At 66.8% G+C, this 15,823-nt stretch carries 14 protein-coding genes; 5 read left to right on the top strand and 9 right to left on the bottom strand.

All coding sequences use genetic code 11. The features are described from left to right. Positions 1–21: 21 nt before the first annotated feature. Both FAZ98_RS34415 and FAZ98_RS34410 read right to left on the bottom strand, forming a co-directional pair. Entirely contained in the window at positions 22–1,410 is a 1,389-nt protein-coding gene (locus FAZ98_RS34415) for a class I SAM-dependent methyltransferase (protein ID WP_158958550.1), read from the bottom strand. A 324-nt stretch (positions 1,411–1,734) separates the two neighbouring features. Further along, positions 1,735–2,655: a LysR family transcriptional regulator gene (locus FAZ98_RS34410; protein WP_158958548.1), complete on the bottom strand. Its 921-nt coding sequence runs from the start codon at positions 2,653–2,655 to the stop codon at positions 1,735–1,737. Positions 2,656–2,791: 136 nt separating this feature from the next. Between FAZ98_RS34410 and FAZ98_RS34405 the strand changes: the two genes are divergently transcribed. Next, positions 2,792–3,493 carry an SDR family NAD(P)-dependent oxidoreductase gene (locus FAZ98_RS34405; RefSeq protein WP_158958546.1) on the top strand — a complete coding sequence of 234 codons (702 nt, stop codon included), beginning with the start codon at positions 2,792–2,794 and terminating at the stop codon, positions 3,491–3,493. A 27-nt stretch (positions 3,494–3,520) separates the two neighbouring features. Here FAZ98_RS34405 and FAZ98_RS34400 read toward each other — a convergent pair whose 3' ends face one another. From FAZ98_RS34400 to FAZ98_RS34385, 4 genes are all read right to left on the bottom strand, one after another. Continuing rightward, positions 3,521–4,798: a serine hydrolase gene (locus FAZ98_RS34400; protein WP_233272997.1), complete on the bottom strand. Its 1,278-nt coding sequence runs from the start codon at positions 4,796–4,798 to the stop codon at positions 3,521–3,523. A gap of 120 nt (positions 4,799–4,918) precedes the next feature. Continuing rightward, a complete protein-coding gene (locus FAZ98_RS34395; RefSeq protein ID WP_158958544.1) occupies positions 4,919–6,475 on the bottom strand; it encodes a methyl-accepting chemotaxis protein in 1,557 nt (518 codons plus the stop codon). Positions 6,476–6,903: 428 nt separating this feature from the next. Then, positions 6,904–7,800 (bottom strand): helix-turn-helix transcriptional regulator, encoded by an 897-nt coding sequence (locus tag FAZ98_RS34390; RefSeq protein ID WP_158958542.1) that lies wholly within the window; start codon positions 7,798–7,800, stop codon positions 6,904–6,906. Between the two features lie 18 nt (positions 7,801–7,818). Then, positions 7,819–8,301 carry an OsmC family protein gene (locus FAZ98_RS34385; protein WP_158958540.1) on the bottom strand — a complete coding sequence of 161 codons (483 nt, stop codon included), beginning with the start codon at positions 8,299–8,301 and terminating at the stop codon, positions 7,819–7,821. Positions 8,302–8,493: 192 nt separating this feature from the next. On the opposite strand from FAZ98_RS34385, the gene FAZ98_RS34380 reads away from it, so the two are divergent. After that, positions 8,494–9,117, top strand: coding sequence for a GNAT family N-acetyltransferase (locus FAZ98_RS34380; protein WP_158958538.1), 624 nt, complete (start codon positions 8,494–8,496; stop codon positions 9,115–9,117). Between the two features lie 140 nt (positions 9,118–9,257). On the opposite strand, the gene FAZ98_RS34375 is transcribed toward FAZ98_RS34380, so the two are convergent. Further along, complete coding sequence (locus FAZ98_RS34375; RefSeq protein ID WP_158958536.1) at positions 9,258–9,899, bottom strand: HD domain-containing protein; 642 nt, start codon at positions 9,897–9,899, stop codon at positions 9,258–9,260. Between the two features lie 215 nt (positions 9,900–10,114). On the opposite strand from FAZ98_RS34375, the gene FAZ98_RS34370 reads away from it, so the two are divergent. Together FAZ98_RS34370 and FAZ98_RS34365 are read left to right on the top strand one after the other, a co-directional pair. Beyond that, positions 10,115–11,119 (top strand): GlxA family transcriptional regulator, encoded by a 1,005-nt coding sequence (locus FAZ98_RS34370; protein WP_158958534.1) that lies wholly within the window; start codon positions 10,115–10,117, stop codon positions 11,117–11,119. Between the two features lie 206 nt (positions 11,120–11,325). Continuing rightward, the gene (locus FAZ98_RS34365) at positions 11,326–12,807 is read left to right on the top strand and encodes a sensor histidine kinase (protein WP_158958532.1); all 1,482 of its coding nucleotides are present in this window, start codon (positions 11,326–11,328) and stop codon (positions 12,805–12,807) included. 29 nt (positions 12,808–12,836) lie between these two features. On the opposite strand, the gene FAZ98_RS34360 is transcribed toward FAZ98_RS34365, so the two are convergent. Next, the gene (locus tag FAZ98_RS34360) at positions 12,837–13,334 is read right to left on the bottom strand and encodes an acyl-CoA thioesterase (protein ID WP_158958530.1); all 498 of its coding nucleotides are present in this window, start codon (positions 13,332–13,334) and stop codon (positions 12,837–12,839) included. A 403-nt stretch (positions 13,335–13,737) separates the two neighbouring features. Between FAZ98_RS34360 and FAZ98_RS34355 the strand changes: the two genes are divergently transcribed. Beyond that, complete coding sequence (locus FAZ98_RS34355; protein ID WP_158958528.1) at positions 13,738–14,721, top strand: response regulator; 984 nt, start codon at positions 13,738–13,740, stop codon at positions 14,719–14,721. 66 nt (positions 14,722–14,787) lie between these two features. Here the strand turns inward: FAZ98_RS34355 and FAZ98_RS34350 are convergent, their stop codons facing one another. Continuing rightward, positions 14,788–15,804, bottom strand: a complete 1,017-nt coding sequence (locus tag FAZ98_RS34350; protein ID WP_158958526.1) for a LacI family DNA-binding transcriptional regulator — start codon at positions 15,802–15,804, stop codon at positions 14,788–14,790. Positions 15,805–15,823: the final 19 nt, after the last annotated feature.

The raw sequence follows: 15,823 nt of genomic DNA, 5'->3' as shown, positions 1-15,823 counted from the left end.
AAATGCGTGTGCGCTGGCGCTTTAAAGAATCGTGGCTTCCGCGAACACGTTGACCCCGGTCTCGTCGACGTAGAGCTTCTGGTCCGTGGAGTGGGTGGGCAGGAGCGACTGCATGCCGGCTTCGTCGCGGTAGATCAGATACCACTCGAGCAGATGCTCCATGCCGAACTTCTCGGGGTTCGACAAATGCACGTTGGTGACCAGCAAGTGGCCGTTCGGGCGCGTGCGCGCGGCGAAGTAGCTGAGCAGGCGCGCGCAGACCTTGTCCGATAGATAGTCGAACAGGCCCGCGCAATACACGGCGTCGAACTCGCGCTGCGACGGGTCGGCGCTGATGCGGCGCTTGAGCAGATCGTGCACCGACTGATGCACTGTCTGCACCTTGACCTTGTGGCCGTTTTCCGCCGCGGCCGCTTCGATCGCGGCCTTCGTGAACGCAAGCGTTTCCTCGCTGAAGTCGACCAGTTCGAATTCCAGCAGGTCGGGGCGCGGATACTCGCGCATGAAGCGCTGGATCTCGAAGGCGGGCCCGCAGCCCACGTTGAGGATGCGGAACGGCCGCCCGGCGTCGCGCGCGGCTTCGGCCTGGCGCGTGAGGAAGTCGATCAGCAGCGTGATGCGGTTGCGGTGCGCGGTGGCGACGGCGGCCTTGAGGAACGCGGTATTGACGATCTGGAAGTAGGTGGTGGGCCCCTGCTGCGGATCGGTCAGGATCTGGTTCACCATTTCGTAGTCGCCGGCATAACCGAGCGGCTTGGTGAAGGTGCGGTAGACGAACGGCGCGCGCAGCAGAAGCGGATGCAGCGCCGCCTGCGCATAGGTGCGATGCACGGGCGCGATTTCGGGGTCCACGCGCTCGGCCTCTTCCTCGAGCCGCACGAGATACGACTTCGTGCGCTGCATGATGGGCGTGGCCAGCTCGTAGAACAGGTCTTCGCGCAGGCGCCCTTCGTTCTTGGGCAGGCTTTCGGTCAGGTCGACCTGCTCGACCCAGCGCGACACCTCCGAGAGAAACGCGCGCATTTCGTTCACCACGATCTGATAGTCGCGGCGAATATTGAAGCGCGCGTCCCAGTCGGTGACGAACTGCTCGGCCTCGCGCCCGACCGAGCGCGGCTCGTTGGGCAGCACGCTCAGTTCGCGCCATTCGTCGATCAGCGCGAGCGAGACCACGGCGGTGAGACCGGTGTTCACCAGACTCACGACCACGGCCTTGCCGAGGTAAGCGTGCTTCGTGCCCATGCGCACGCTCAGTTCGCTCAACACCTCACTGACCTGCACGATGGAGTACGGGTTGTACACCTCCATCACGAGGGACTTTCTCTGGAGATTGATGATGGTCCCGCGCACGTGTTCGCGCTGCGAGTTGCGGAAGCTGACTACCGGGTCGATTTGCGTTTGAGAGTACACGGTCTAAGAACCTGACGAATCCGGAAAACGCAGTGGGGCGCCGAATAACGTCCCGTGGTGGGTAGCCGCACGAGCGGCACCTGACACGATCACAGAAGTGGACGTGATGCAGACGCGCGTTGCAATGGGAACACCGAAGCCCGTAGCCGCAAGGGTGCGGGCGCGATGAAGTGTAACACCAACATGGTTAATTCTGACGTATGCCTTATTCGGGATGATGTGCGCAAACGAACGTCCATCGCAGCATGGTTATGCTGAATAACGCCGTTTTTTCGACGAAATATTTTTCTGCTAATACGCGCGCGATCGGGGCCGCCATCGCCGTCACGAGGGCGCTTCGCGACGGCACACATCGAGCACGATGCGGCGCAGCCATGCGTGCACGGCGTCCGCATCGAGACGCGGATGCCACATCTGCGAGACGGTGATGCTCGCCGTGCTCACGGGTAATTCGAAGCGATGCGTATCGATTGAAGCCTGCCCGTTGCGCAGATACGAAGCGGGCAGCAGCGCGATCAGGTCGGACGCGCGCGCGACAGCGAGCGCGGCGGGAAAGCTCGGCACCACGGCCGCAATGTGGCGTTCGAGGCCGAGCGCGGCGAGCGCTTCGTCGACGGGACCGCTCGCGCGGCCGCTGCGCGATGCCACCACGTGACCGAACGACGCATAGCGCGCGGCCGTGATCTCGCGCTCTGCTTCGAGCGCATGGCCCTTGCGCACCACGCCCACGAAGCGGTCGCGAAACAGCGCTTGAATACGGATCTCCGGTCCCATCTTCGCGGGCGCGCCCAATACGCCGATCTCGAGGTCGGCCGCGCCCTCGCGCAGCTGCGCGGCGCTCTTTTCGAGCTTGGCCGCGAAGTGCAGACGCACGCCCGGCGCGACGGCCGTGAGCGCGGCGATGAGCGGCGCGCCGAAGGCCTCGACGAAGCCTTCGTTGGCGCGAACCGTGAAGGTGCGCCGCAGCGTGGGGAAGTCGGGTTCCGTGACGCTCGGGCTCAGCACCGCACGGGCCTCGTGGGCCGCGTGCCGCGCGCGCTCGCGCAACGCCTGCGCGTGCGGCGTAAGCACCATGCGGCGGCCGGCACGCACGAGCAGCGGGTCGCCGGTGGCCTCGCGCAGACGCGTCAAGGTGCGGCTCATCGCCGACGCGCTGAGCGAAAGACGGCGCGCGGCGCCCGCCACGCTTTGCTCGGCGAGCACGGCGTCGAGCGCGAGCAGCAGATTCAGATCGGGGTCGGACATCGGCGCATCGTGATGGAGGATGAGGCGTGCGGTGCAGCTTATCACTGCATGCGCCGCGCCTTCCGCCATGTCCGCAAGGGCGTTAGGGTTGCGTATCGGCCTGCACGTTGCGAGGCCGCTCGCAAAGGACATCGACATGCAAAAAACGATTGTGTTGATTGGCGCGTCGCGCGGTCTCGGCTTCGCCATGGTCGAAGAATATTTGACGCGCGGTTGGCGCGTGATCGCCACCGGCCGCGCCCGTTCGCTCGATACGCTGCGCCAGCGCGCGCAAACGGCAGGCGGCGCGCTCGAGGTGGAGACCGTCGACATCAACGAAACGGAGCAGGTCGCGGCGCTTCATGCACGCCTGAGCGCGCGCCTGGCGGGCCGCCCGGTGGACCTGCTGTTCGTCAACGCGGGCGTGAAGAACGACGACCGCGAGACCATTGCCGATGTCTCCACCGAAGCGTTCACGCGCGTGATGGTCACGAACGCGCTGAGCCCGATGCGCGTGGTGGAGACGCTGCAAGACCTCGTGGCGCCGGGCGGCACGATCGGCGTGATGTCGTCGGGGCAGGGCAGCGTGGCGAACAACGAGAACGGCAATTTCGAGGTGTATCGCGGCAGCAAGGCGGCGCTCAACATGTTCATGCGCAGCTACGCGGCGCGGCACCGCGACGACCCCCGAACGCTTCTGCTGATGGCGCCGGGCTGGGTACGCACGGACATGGGCGGCCCCGGCGCGCGCCTGAGTATCGGCGAGAGCATTCCCAACCTCGTGAACACGATCGAGGCGCAGGCCGGGCGCGGCGGTCTGCACTACCTCGACTACCTGGGCCGCACCGTGCCGTGGTGACAGTGCGCGGGTGGGCGCGCTGGCGGATCAGCGCAGCGAACAGTTCAGCCAGTGCGCGATGCGCACGCCGTCGAGCCTCGAGCCTTCGGGCGTGGTGCTGCCGAGCAGGGTCACGATCACGGGGCGGCGGCCGTGCACCATCACGCGCATGACCATGTTGTGGCCCGACTCGTTGATGAAGCCGGTTTTCTGCACGCTCGCGCGCACCTGGCCGTAGCGCACGAGGCGATTGCTGTTGACGTATTGCAACTGGCCGAGGCCGGTGGACACGCGTTCCTGATGATCGATCGAATAGCGGCGTATGAGCGCATAGCCGTTGGCGGCGCGCACGAGATTCGCGAGTTCGCGCGCTGTCGAGACGTTGAGCGGCGAAAGTCCCGTGCCGTTGACGAAGCGCGTATGGGTCATGCCGAGGCGTTGCGCTTTGGCGTTCATTGCGGCGACGAAGGCCGGGCGGCCGCCCGGATAGTCGCGGCTCAACGCGGCCGCCGCGCGATTCTCCGATGACATGAGCGCGATATGCAGCATGTTCGCGCGCGTCACACGAGAGCCCACGTCGAGGCGCGAGTGCGTGAACTTGAGCCTGTCGAGGTCGGCCGTGGTGACGGCGATACGGCGCGGCAAGGGCGCGTGCGGGCTGTCGAGCCAGACGATGGCCGTCATCAGCTTCGAGACCGAGGCAATGGGCGCGACGGCGTCGGCGTTGCGCGCGTAGAGCGGCGTGTGGGTGTTTTCGTCGACGATATACACCGCGTGCGAAAACAGATGCCGCTGCGAGGCGGGCGTGAAGCCGCAGCGCGCGAGCAGGCGCGGGGCGTAGTTGACCTTCGGTGCCGGGTTCGGCGAGCCGGCGAGCGGCGCTTGCGATGTCAGCGGCGCGGGCGATGCGGGCGCGGTCGTATGCGGTGCGCGCGGCGCGTGCGGTGCATGCTGTGCGTGGTGCGATACGTGCGGTGCGTGATGAACGCGCGCGCCGTGTGACGCGTGATGCGAAGCATGCGGGCGCGCGCCATGCCGCGCGAGATGGCGCGCGCGCAGGCGTTTGGCGCGGCGTTTGGCGGCGAGCCGGGCGGCGGGCGCGTCGGCGGGCATCGAGCGATGCACGGGCCGGGCCTTGCGCGCCACTTTCTTCTTGCGCGGCTTTTTAGCCCTGGCCGGTGCGTGGGAGTGGGACTGCGGCGTGGCGTGAGCCTGGCCGCGCGCGGCGGCCTGCGCCGCCAGGGGCGCGCCGAGCGCAACCCCGGCAAAGAGGCACGCGAGCAGGCCGGTCAAACGTGCGAGTGGTAAGCGAGATCGGGAGGTCATCGGCGATAGACCGGTCGAGCGCGTCCCGGGTTCCGTTCTTGCGCGCCGATGTGTCCCGGGCGCGTTCCGAACGTGTCGCGAATGTGTCCCAAACGTATCCCCCCGCGGCCAAAGCGCGCTTCACGCGCCCGCTGTGTCGCGCGTGCGGAACACCGACACCGCGGCGCGCAGATGCTCGGCCTGGTCCTGCAGCATGCTCGCAGCCGCGCTCGCCTGCTCCACCAGCGCCGCATTCTGCTGCGTGATGGCGTCCATCTGCGAGACGGCCTGATTGATCTGGTCGATGCCGCGGCTCTGCTCGTTCGAGGCCGAGGCGATCTCGCTCATCACCTGGGTCACGCGCTGGATCGCCACGCCCACCTTGTGCATGGTCGCGCCCGCTTCCGAGGCCAGCGCGGTGCCCGCCAGCACGCGCTCGCCCGAGGTTTCGATCAGCACCTTGATCTCGCGCGCCGCCGTGGACGAGCGCTGCGCGAGCCCGCGCACCTCGCTCGCCACCACCGCGAAACCGCGCCCGTGCTCGCCCGCGCGCGCCGCTTCCACGGCGGCGTTGAGCGCGAGGATATTGGTCTGGAACGCGATGCCCTCGATGATGCCGATGATTTCGGCGATCTTGTGCGAGCTGTCGCGAATGTCCGTCATGGTCTCGACCACGCGGCCCACGATGCCGTCGCCTTCGCTCGCCACCGCGCTCGCGTCGTCGGCGAGGCTGCTCGCGTGGCGCGCGCTTTCGGCGTTCTGCCTGACCGTGACCGTCAGTTCTTCCATGCTCGCGGCCGTTTGTTCGAGCGAGGCCGCCTGCTCCTCCGTGCGCGAAGACAGGTCGGTGCTGCCCGCCGTGACCTGGTGCGCGGCCGAACTCACCGCGTGGCTCGACGTGCCGATCTCGGCCACGGTGGCCGCGAGCCGCTCCTGCATGGTGCGCAGCGCGCGCATCAGCAGGCCGATCTCGCCGGGCGCGGCCGTGGGCACGTCGCGCGTGAGGTCGCCCGCCGCGATGGCCTCGCACGCCGTCATCGCGTTGGCGATGGGCGTGAGCATCATGCGCTGCGTGCCCACCTGGATCAGGATCAGCAGCGCGACGATGATGAGCACCGTGAGCGCCATCTGCTTTTCGAGCGCGAGATGGAAGGCGGCGTCGACGTCGGCGATATACACGCCCGTGGCGATCAGCCAGTGCCACTTCGGGTCGTACACGTAGTAAGCGAGCTTGTGCTCGGCCACGGTCGCGCCGGGGCGCGGGAAATCGTAATCGTATTCGCCCTTGCCGTTGCGCTGCCCGAGGCTCACGAGATCGCGATAGATGAACTTGCCGTCGGCGGATTTGAAGTCGCCCACGTTCTTGCCGATCAGCGACTCGTTGGCGTGCGTGAGGAGTACGGTGTCGTCGGAGACCACGAAGAAGTAGCCGTCTTCGCCGTAACGCATGCTGTGGATCTGCTTGAGCACGTTGGCCTGGGCCTGCGCGTCGCTCAGCCCGTTCGCCGCGGCCTGCGCCTGTTCCGCAAGCATCATGCTGCGCAGCGAGCCGGTGAGATGTTCGAGTTCGACCGCGTGGCTCGCCACCAGCGCGCTGCGCATCTGCCACGCCGCCCAGACGCTGGACACGACAAACGCAAGGGCGATCAACGCGATCAACGCGTACAACCGGGTTTTCAGGCTTTCTGTTCGTGACATCGTATTTCCCCGCCGTCGATCGCCTGGGCACAGCACGAGAGTGCGATCGACACTGCCATTGTTATTTTCTGCCGCTGCTTCCGGTTGGTTGCGAGCGCAACGGCGCCAACACGTATTTGCCGATTTTGCATGACCGGCTATTTATTTTGACGGTGCCATTTTGCGGCACGATGAATGCGAAAAATATTTTCTCGGTCGTTCCAGTGAGTGGGTCGATCAGTTGTGCTTGCAACCATTTAATGAATGGCGATCGCCAGTTTCCCGGACTTGCAAGCCCATCGTCAACCCGGAAGCCAATAGGGATTTAAATCGAACGGACGTGCGGCTTCCTGGTAAAGCCGCAATAACGCGTGGTAAAAGACGAATGAGGGTAATAACGGCGCTGATTAAAGCAGCAGCGCGAATGCCGGCAATTCGCGCTTTCAGAATTACTGGGCGGGGTTGGCAGCGTGCTTGCGCGCCCGACGCTGCAAAATCAGCGATTCGATCGCGCGGGCGTCGGCGGGCGTGACCGGCGTGAATACGATCATGGTGAGTGCATTCGTGTCGGCCACCGCGAACGCCGAATAGTCGAGCTGAAGCGGCCCGGCGATCTCGTGCATGAGGCGCTTCGTGCCCGAGCCGTGATTGCGCACCTCGCTTTCGGCCCAGATGCGCGCGAAGTCGGCGTTGCCGGCCTGCAGTTCGGCCGTGAGCGCGGCCACTTCGGGCGTGGTGCCCGAGCGCGCGATATCCACGCGGAACACGGCCACGGACCAGCGTACGATCTGCTCCCAGTCGGGCAGCGCCGCCTTCACGGCCGGGTCGCTGAAGAGGCGGCGCATCACGTTGCGCTGCTCGGGCGGCGTGGCCTCGTAGTCGGCGAGCACGGCGCTCGCGGCCTCGTTCCACGCGACGATATCCCAGGCGGGCGTCTTGACGATGGCGGGATGCAAGGGCTGGCCGTCGAGCACCGCCTGCAACGCCCGCGAGACCTCGAACGGCGCGGCATTGGCGGCCGCCGAGAGCGAGCGATGCGGCGGCGTGAGCGGCGGCGGGCGCTGCTGGCCGAGCAGGAACAGCATTTCGCGGCCGGTCTCGTCGAGTTCGAGCGCGCGCGCCAGCCGCTCCAGCACGTCGGCGGAAGGCGGACCGCCGCGATTCTGTTCGAGCCACGTGTACCAGGCGACGCTCACGTTCGCGCGTGCGGCCACTTCCTCGCGGCGCAGGCCCGGCGTGCGGCGGCGGCTCGCGCCTTCGGCGTCTTCGGGTTGCAGACGCGAGCGGCGTTCGCGCAGGAAGCTGCCGAGCGTTTCCACGGGTTCCTGCAGCGTGTGGGTCGACATGACGATGCGCGCTCCGCGTCAGGCCGCGGGCGCGGCCAGTTCGATGACCGCGTCGCAGAGAATCGGGAAATTCACCGAATTGGCGATATAGCACTGCGCGTGCGCCATGTGATGCAGATGCAGCGCGAGATCGCGGTCGTCGGTGGCGCGGATCGTCACGCGCGGGTGCAGCACGATCTGCGTGAACGCGGTGCGCTCGGGCGTGTCGGCCATGGTGCCTTCGGCTTCGTCCTCGTAGGCGAGCACGTGAATGCCCGCGTCGGCGCACAGGTGCAGATACCAGAGCTTGTGGCACGCCGAGGTGGACGCCACCAGCAGTTCCTCGGGGTTCCAGCGCGCGGCGTCCCCGCGAAACGCCGGGTCCGACGAGCCGGCAATGTCGGGTTTGCCGCTCGCGCGGATCAGATGGTCGCGGTCGTAGTCGCGATAGCCCGAGGTGCCGCTGCCGCGATTGCCGGTCCACTGCACCGTCACGCGGTAGGTGTGTTCGCCATGCGCCATGTCGATTCTCCGATGTCCAGACCGACATTATGACAGCGCGGCGCGTGACGCCGCTCGCGCGGGCGCGCCGGGCGTTCGCGCGTTTCACAGGGGTTCGTGGATCTTGCGGCGGCCCGTTTTTTTACGGGATTTTTTCTTGTGACCCCGGGCGCGCAAATCTAGACTCGGCAGATCGAAACTTCTGGACCGGTCATGACGATCCCGCGTAGCTCGCTGTATCGGAACGACACGCTCACGAGCGTGCGGCCCGGCCTTGGCCGGCTCGTGCTGCGGCGCTTCGATCCGCGCCACGACTCGTGGGAAGCGCTCACGCGCTTGCTGCATCGCGCATTCGCGCCTCTCGCGGCGCTCGGCCTGCATTGCGCCTGCGCGGATCAGGACGCGGCCTCCACACGCGAGCGCGCGCTCGCGGGCGATTGCTTCGTGGCGGTGTGCAACGGCCGCATCGTGGGCACGTTGACGATGGAGCAAAGCGATACTCGTTCGGCCTGCGAAGTGTATCGGCGCGAGGCGGTGGCTTCGGTGCATCAGTTCGGCATCGAACCGGGCTGGCAAAAGCGCGGCATCGGTCGCGCGTTGCTCGCGTTCGCCGCGCAATGGGCCGCTACGCGCGGCCTGACGTACCTCGCGCTCGACACGCCGTTTCCCGCCGCGCATCTGATCGCGTTCTATCGGGCGCAGGGCTTCGCGCTCGTCGATGTCGTGCGGTTTGGCGGCCGCGAGTACGACAGCGCGGTGCTGAGCAAGGCGGTCGCGCGCGATGCCATGGCGGGTTCGGGTTCGCGCATGCATTGCACGTCTGCCTTCGCGGCGTAGCCCCGCTCGCGTCGGCGTGGATATCGCTCGAGGGGCGGCGCGGCGGGTTCACGCGGCCGCGCCTGGCGCGCTTGCCATCGGCATGGCCACACCGCACCGCGCCGCGTGAAACCGGGCGCCTTCTGCGCGCCAGCGCCCCGTCAAGCGCGCCATGCCGAGTGGCGGATCACGCTGCAGAAGTTGCCTGCGTGGAAGTGCGGGTCCTTGTCGGCGAGCACGTCGGCCTTGACATTGCCGAAGGTGGTGTCGGGCTTGTGCTGGATGCCGTTGTAGAACGCCTGGATGATGTCTTCCTTGAAGTGCTCGCTGCGCGGGTGCGCATGCACCACGGCCTCGCGTTCGGCGTCGCTGTACTGCTGATACGTGAGGCCCAGCACGTCCATTTCCACGCCTGCCGTCACGAGCGCGATCACCGGATGCATGTGCTGCGGAATGCCCGGCGTGGTGTGCAGCGCAATGGCGGTCCACACGAGGTCGATGTCGTGCTGCGAAATGCCGTGGCCGCGCAGGAAGTCGCGCGCGGCGTTCGCGCCGTCCACCTCGAAACGCTCGTGCTCGCTGCTATGCGAGTGCATGAGGCCCATGTCATGAAACATGGCGCCCGCGTAGAGCAGTTCGCGGTCGAACTTGAGGCCGCGCTTGTGGCCCGCGAGCGCGCCGAAGTAATAGACGCGGCTCGAATGATGGAACAGCAACGGCGACTCGGTATCGCGCACGAGTTCGGTGATTTCACGCGCGAGGCGGCTGTCGGGAATGGCGACGCCGGAGAGATCGAAAGCCATGGTGTGACTCCTTCGGTTGGGTTGGCTTTCATTCTGGATTGTGCGACCATTGTCCTCAATCGACGCAAACCGTCATTTTCTGCCATTTCGCGCGCTTATCGGACACAGGCGCGAGATCGGCGGAACACCGGCATTGGGAGGCGGTTTCAGCGTGGCAAACTCGCTGCTTTTCCTGGCGTTCCGTTCGCGCTCCGGCGCATTTTCGTCTGCATATCATGGCCCGAATCGTCGCTATTCTTGCCTTGCCCGGCGTTCAACTGCTCGACGTGAGCGGTCCGCTCGACGTGTTCGCGCAAGCCAACATCGAGGCGGGCCGGCTCGTCTACGACCTGCGCGTGATCGCAACGCGCGCGGGCCCGATCCGCAGCTCCTCCGGGGTGCGCCTGCTCGCCGACGCCGTGGCCGGTGCGCCAAACTCCTCGGGGTCGTCGGACGCGCCAGAGGATCGCATCGACACCTTGCTGGTCGCGGGCGCCCCCGACGCCGCCACGGCGCAACTGTCGCCGCGCGTGCGCGAATGGCTGCGCGCGCAAGCCGCACGCAGCCGCCGCTTCGGCTCGGTGTGCACGGGCGCGTTCGCGCTCGCCGCGAGCGGTCTGCTCCACAAGCGCCGCCTCACCACCCACTGGTCCGCCGTGGACGCGCTCGCGCTGGCGTGCCCCGGTGTGACGATCGAAGCCGATTCGCTCTACGTGCGCGACGGCAAGCTGCGCACGGCGGCGGGCGTCACGGCCGGGCTCGACCTCGCACTGGCGCTCGTGGAAGAGGACCTGGGCCGCGAACTGGCCATGCGCGTGGCAAGCCAGCTCGTGATGTTCTTCAAACGTCCCGGCGGCCAGTTGCAGTTCAGCCGCATGGGCGAGACGCGGCCAGCGGGGCGCTCGGCGTTGCAGGAAGTACAGCGCTGGGTGGCCGCGAACCCCGCGCAGAGCCACCGCGTGGGCGAACTGGCCGCGCGCGTGGGCTTGAGTCCGCGCCACTTCGCACGGCTGTTTCAGTCGGAAGTGGGCGTGACGCCGGCCGCGTGGGTCGAGACGGTGCGGGTGGCCGCGGCGCGCGACCTGCTCGAAACCGAGGCCGAGGCGCCCAAACGCGTGGCCACACGCTGCGGTTTCGCCAATGCGGACACCTTGCGGCGCGCCTTTCTCAAGCACGTGGGCGTGACGCCGGCCGAATACCGGCGGCGCTTCGTGCGCGAGGGTGCGGCCGTATCGGCGTGAACGGGAAGCGGCATTCGCGCGGCGTGTAAATGAAGCACGCGTGAAGCATCAATACGCGCGCGGCATCAAGTGCGCCGCAGTGCGTCATTTTTTCGCCACGGCGCGCCGTTCGCGGCGATAATCGCGGCATTCGATTCGACCGGCGCGCGCTTGCGAACCTCGCCACGGCCTCACGCCGCAGAACAACAAAAACCACGCGATCAATCATGTATTCGATCCTGCCTGCGTTCGTGTCCGCGCAGTTCCTCGGATTCGGCGTGTATGTGCTGCTGACCGAAGGCTTCACGCGCCTTTCGGTGCCGTTCGCCCTGATGTGCGCGACCACCTTCATCTGGCAGGGCACATGGGCTTTCCTGTTCCAGACGCCCGATCCCGAACTGGCGGCCGCGCTCGTCAAGCTTGGGTATCTGTTCATCCTGTTTCTGCCAACCACGGTCTACCACTTCATGATCGAGGTGAGCGGGCGGCGCGGCGAGCGCGTGCCGCTCATGCTCTCGTATGCGCTGAGCCTCGCGCTCGCGGCGCTGCTGCTGATGACCGACAAGGTCGTCGACGGCTACGGCACGTTCTTCTTCGGCCGTTACCCCAGGGCGGGCCTGCTGCATCCGGTGCACGTGCTGCAAACGGTGCTCTTGACCTGCCGCAGCGCCTGGCTGCTGATCGCCGCGCGCCGCCAGAGCCCGGCGCACGACCGGCGCCGGCTGCTCGATCTGTGCCTCCTGAGCCTGTGTCTCTATTCGGTGGCGGCGAGCGATTACGCCGTGAATTACGGCGTGGCGTTTTATCCCGTGGGCGCGGTGTTCATCGCCGTCAGCCTCGGCATTCTCGCCGTGACGATCGTGCGCTTCGGCCTGATGCGTCCGTATCTGATCGCGGCGACGGTCGCGCACGAAGTGGCCACGCCGCTTGCCGCGATCGGCATGCATGCGGAGGAGATCGGCAACGTGCTGCCCGAACTCATGCGCGGCTATCAGCTGGCCGTGCAGCATCAGTTATGCGTCGACGGGCTGTATCCGGGGCAATCGGAGCGCCTCTCGTCGCTCGCCACCTCGATCCGGCGGCAGGTGGACAGCACCAGCACCGTGGTGGAGATGTCGCTCGCGTCGTTCACGCTCGACCGGCTCGACCGGCGCAGCTTCGAGAGCTACCCGGTGCGTTCGTGCGTGAACGCGGCACTGGAGCGCTTTCCGTTCCGGCCGGGTGAGCGCGAGCGCGTGGAGGTCGCGCCCATCGACCCGCTGTTGAGCTTTTCCGGGTCCGATTCGCTCGTCGTGTTCATGCTGTTCAATCTGTTGAAGAACGCGCTCTATTCGCTCGAAGGCGCGCCTGGCGGCGACAACCGGCGCGCCGCAAAAGGCCGCGTGGAGATCGCCGCGAGCCGTGAAAACGGCTATTGCGTGCTGCGTTTCTCCGACAACGGCCCCGGCATCGACGCCGAAATCCTGCCGCGCATCTTCGACCCGTTCTACTCGACCAAGTCGCACGGGCGCGGCGCGGGCATGGGTCTCACATTCTGCCGCCGCGTGGCCGAGGCGCTGGGCGGCACGATCGCCTGCGAGTCGGTGCCCCACATGCGCACGACCTTCACGATCTGCCTGCCGGAGCCCGGTTCCGCCGCCGACCGCGCGTTGCACGAGGCGCCGGCGAAGCCCCGCCGCTGGACAGCGGGACAGGACTTCGCGGGATAAATGCGACCTGCTTCGAGGCGCGCGGCGGCTTAGTTCGAGCCCGCCGGCAGGATCAGTTCATATTCCTTCACGCGTTCGAGTATGCCGGGCGGAAAGCGGCGGATGCGCTTGTCGGTGCCCGCGAACAGGATCTGCTGATAGCCGAGCGAGACGGGGCGGCCGTCCACGCAAAAGCGGAATACGAGGTACGCGGAGCACTGGCGCACCTGGTACGTGTTGAGGTAGCAATCCACGCGCTGGAACGGGAACGTCTCCTGCACATATTCCTGGTGCGCGCGCTTGGTCACGAACACGCCGCCCGCGGCGAGCAGATTGTTGTGGATGCACTCATGAAACCAGCGCTCGCGGCAAATGCCCTGCCATTCGAAATACCGTGCGAAATAGGTGTTCATGAAAGCGTTCGAGTCCTTCAAATAGATGTCGATGACGTGATGGAACGTCTTGCTCGGCGTCGCTTCCATGATTTCGCCGGTGAAGCCGGCGGTGCCACGGGAAAATACGGCGGGAATGGATTCGCGTGCGTACATCAGTTGACTCCAGATGAAGGCTGCAGGCGGCAGCCGCGCGGGTCGTCGTAAAAAGGGACGACCTGCCTGCATTCTCTTCGCGTTCCCGCACGCCAAATACCGCATAGCCCACATAGGCGAATTGAGTTATGCGCGGTAAATACGATAACGTTTGCGCGTAGGGAATATGCGCATGGCATGCCCGCAAAGTTGCTGCGCTACGCCGTGAAGCCCCATAATCGAAGGGTTTTCCCGCGGCGGGCCTCAAATGTGCTTGATCGTCGCGCGTGAAGCGCTTTTGCATCGTTGAATCGACGTATCCCGGCAGGGCGCGCCGCGGCCGCAGGAGGTCGCGCGGGCGCGGAGCCGCCGGAGGGCCGCAAGCCGGGCCCGCCAGGGGCGCCACCCGCTTATCGAGACATTTATGAGTACCATCGTCAGACAGCCGGTCTTTCATCCCGTGTCCGTCGTGTTTCTCGACGACAGTCCGGATTTTCTCTATGCGCTGCGCGGATTGTTTCCCGGCGCGGGCACCGACCGCTATTTCACGCACGCCTCCGAGGCGCTGGGTTATGTGCGCTCGCACGAGCCGCGTCAACGGGTGCACAACCCCACCTCGGGCGAGGCATGGTCGGAGTTCGAGAAGAAGGGGGGCAACGCGCTCGGCCAGGACGTGATGACCGACACGGCGCGCTTCAACGACATCGCCGCGATCGTGGTGGACTACGAAATGCCGGAGATGAACGGCATCGAATTTCTCACGGCAGTCAAAGACGTTGCGTGCGCACGCATTCTGCTCACGGCCACGGCCAACGAATCGCACGCCGTGGATGCCTTCAACGCGGGTCTGATCGACTTTTACGTGAAGAAGTCCGATCCCGAGATGCCGCGCAAGCTGAGCGGCGCGATCGCCGACGCCAAGCGCAAGTTCTGCGCGCGGCGCGGCCATATCGGCGTGCATGACGTGGGCGCGATCTACGCGAACCGCCATGTCGCCGAGGCGTTGCACGAGGTCGTGCAGCGCGAGCGTATCGTCGAATACTACTGGCGGCCCGAGCAGAACGCGGTGCTCACGTTCGACGCCGAAGGCAGCGCCGGCGTGTTTCTCGCGTGGGACAGCCACGACTGGGCCGCGCAATGCGACGTGGTCACCGACGAAGGCGGCCCGGCCGCGTTGCGCGAAGAAATGGCCGCGCGACGCATCATGCCCGTGTACTGGCCGAACGAGGCTTACCGGCCCGGCATGTCGCGCGTGGAATTCGCAACGCCCGAACCCGTGCCCGGCCTCGACGACACATTCACGAGCTGGACTCGCATTGGCGACGCGGGTTTGCCTTCCGGCCTCGTCACTTTCGCCGCGTGGCGCTCGACGCAGGACACCAACGCGATGCGCGACGGCATCGCTTGAGCGTTGTTCGCGCGGAGATCGCGACTGTAGCCGCCACGGCGCTCGGGCACACACCCGGGCGCAGCCTCACGCTCGCGGCCGCGCCGTCGAACCGCGCACCACCAGCTCCGGCGCCGAGGTCACGCACACGCGCCCGGCCGCCTTCGCGGGCTGCTCGACCAGTTCCTGCAACAACGCCACCGCCAGTTCCGCCGCTTCCACCGTGGGCACCGCCACGGTCGTCAACGCCGGGCGCGACTCGCGCGCCAGCTGAATATCCGTAATGCCGATTACCGAGAGCGCCGCGGGCACGGGCAACCCGAGGTCGGCGGCCGCCTGCATCGCGCCCAGCGCGGGCAGGTCGTTGGTCGTGAAGACGGCGGTGAGGTCGGGATGCCGCGCCAGCAATTCGCGCGTGGCCGCGTAGCCGCCTTGCGTGGTGTCCGGCGCGTAGAGCACGGGCGCGCGCGCGCCGTCGAGCCCGGCCGCATTCATTGCCGCGAGGAAGCCTTCGTAGCGCGCCGCGTGAATGCCCGAGATCTTGCTGCCGACGATCGCGCCAATGCGCCGATGCCCGAGTTCGAGCAGATGCCGCGCCGCGAGCATGCCCGCGAGCCCGAAGTCGACGGCCACGCAGGGTAACCCGGGCGGGTCGTGCGGCCGCTCCCACATGCACAGCACCACGGGCGCGCCGCGCCGCTCGGTGGCCCGCAGGTCGGCGAAATCGAGATTCGCGTTCATGACGAGCACGCCCGCCGAGAGCGTGCCGGCGATCTGGTCGAGATAGGCACGGCCCGTTTGCGGGTCGCCGTCGGTATTGCAGATGATGAGGAACTGGCCGCTGCGCCGCAGCGCGTTTTCCACGGCGAGCGCGAACTCCGGATAAAACGGATTGGCGATGCTCGAGACCATCAACGCGATGGTGGGCGCGCGGCCTTCGGCGAGCGCGCGCGCCGGTAGATGCGGCCGGTAACCGAGCGCCGCGACGGCTTCGAGCACGCGCTGGCGCGTTGCTTCGCCCACGCGGCCGCGATTGCGCAGCACGTTGGAGACGGTGGCGGGCGTGACGCCGGCGCGCTGCGCGACTTCGTTCAGGGTGGCCATGCGGTCCGTAATCGATATC

The organism is Paraburkholderia acidisoli, from assembly GCF_009789675.1.
Taxonomy (GTDB): Bacteria; Pseudomonadota; Gammaproteobacteria; order Burkholderiales; family Burkholderiaceae; genus Paraburkholderia; species Paraburkholderia acidisoli.
This window is presented reverse-complemented; position numbering and strand designations above follow the sequence as displayed.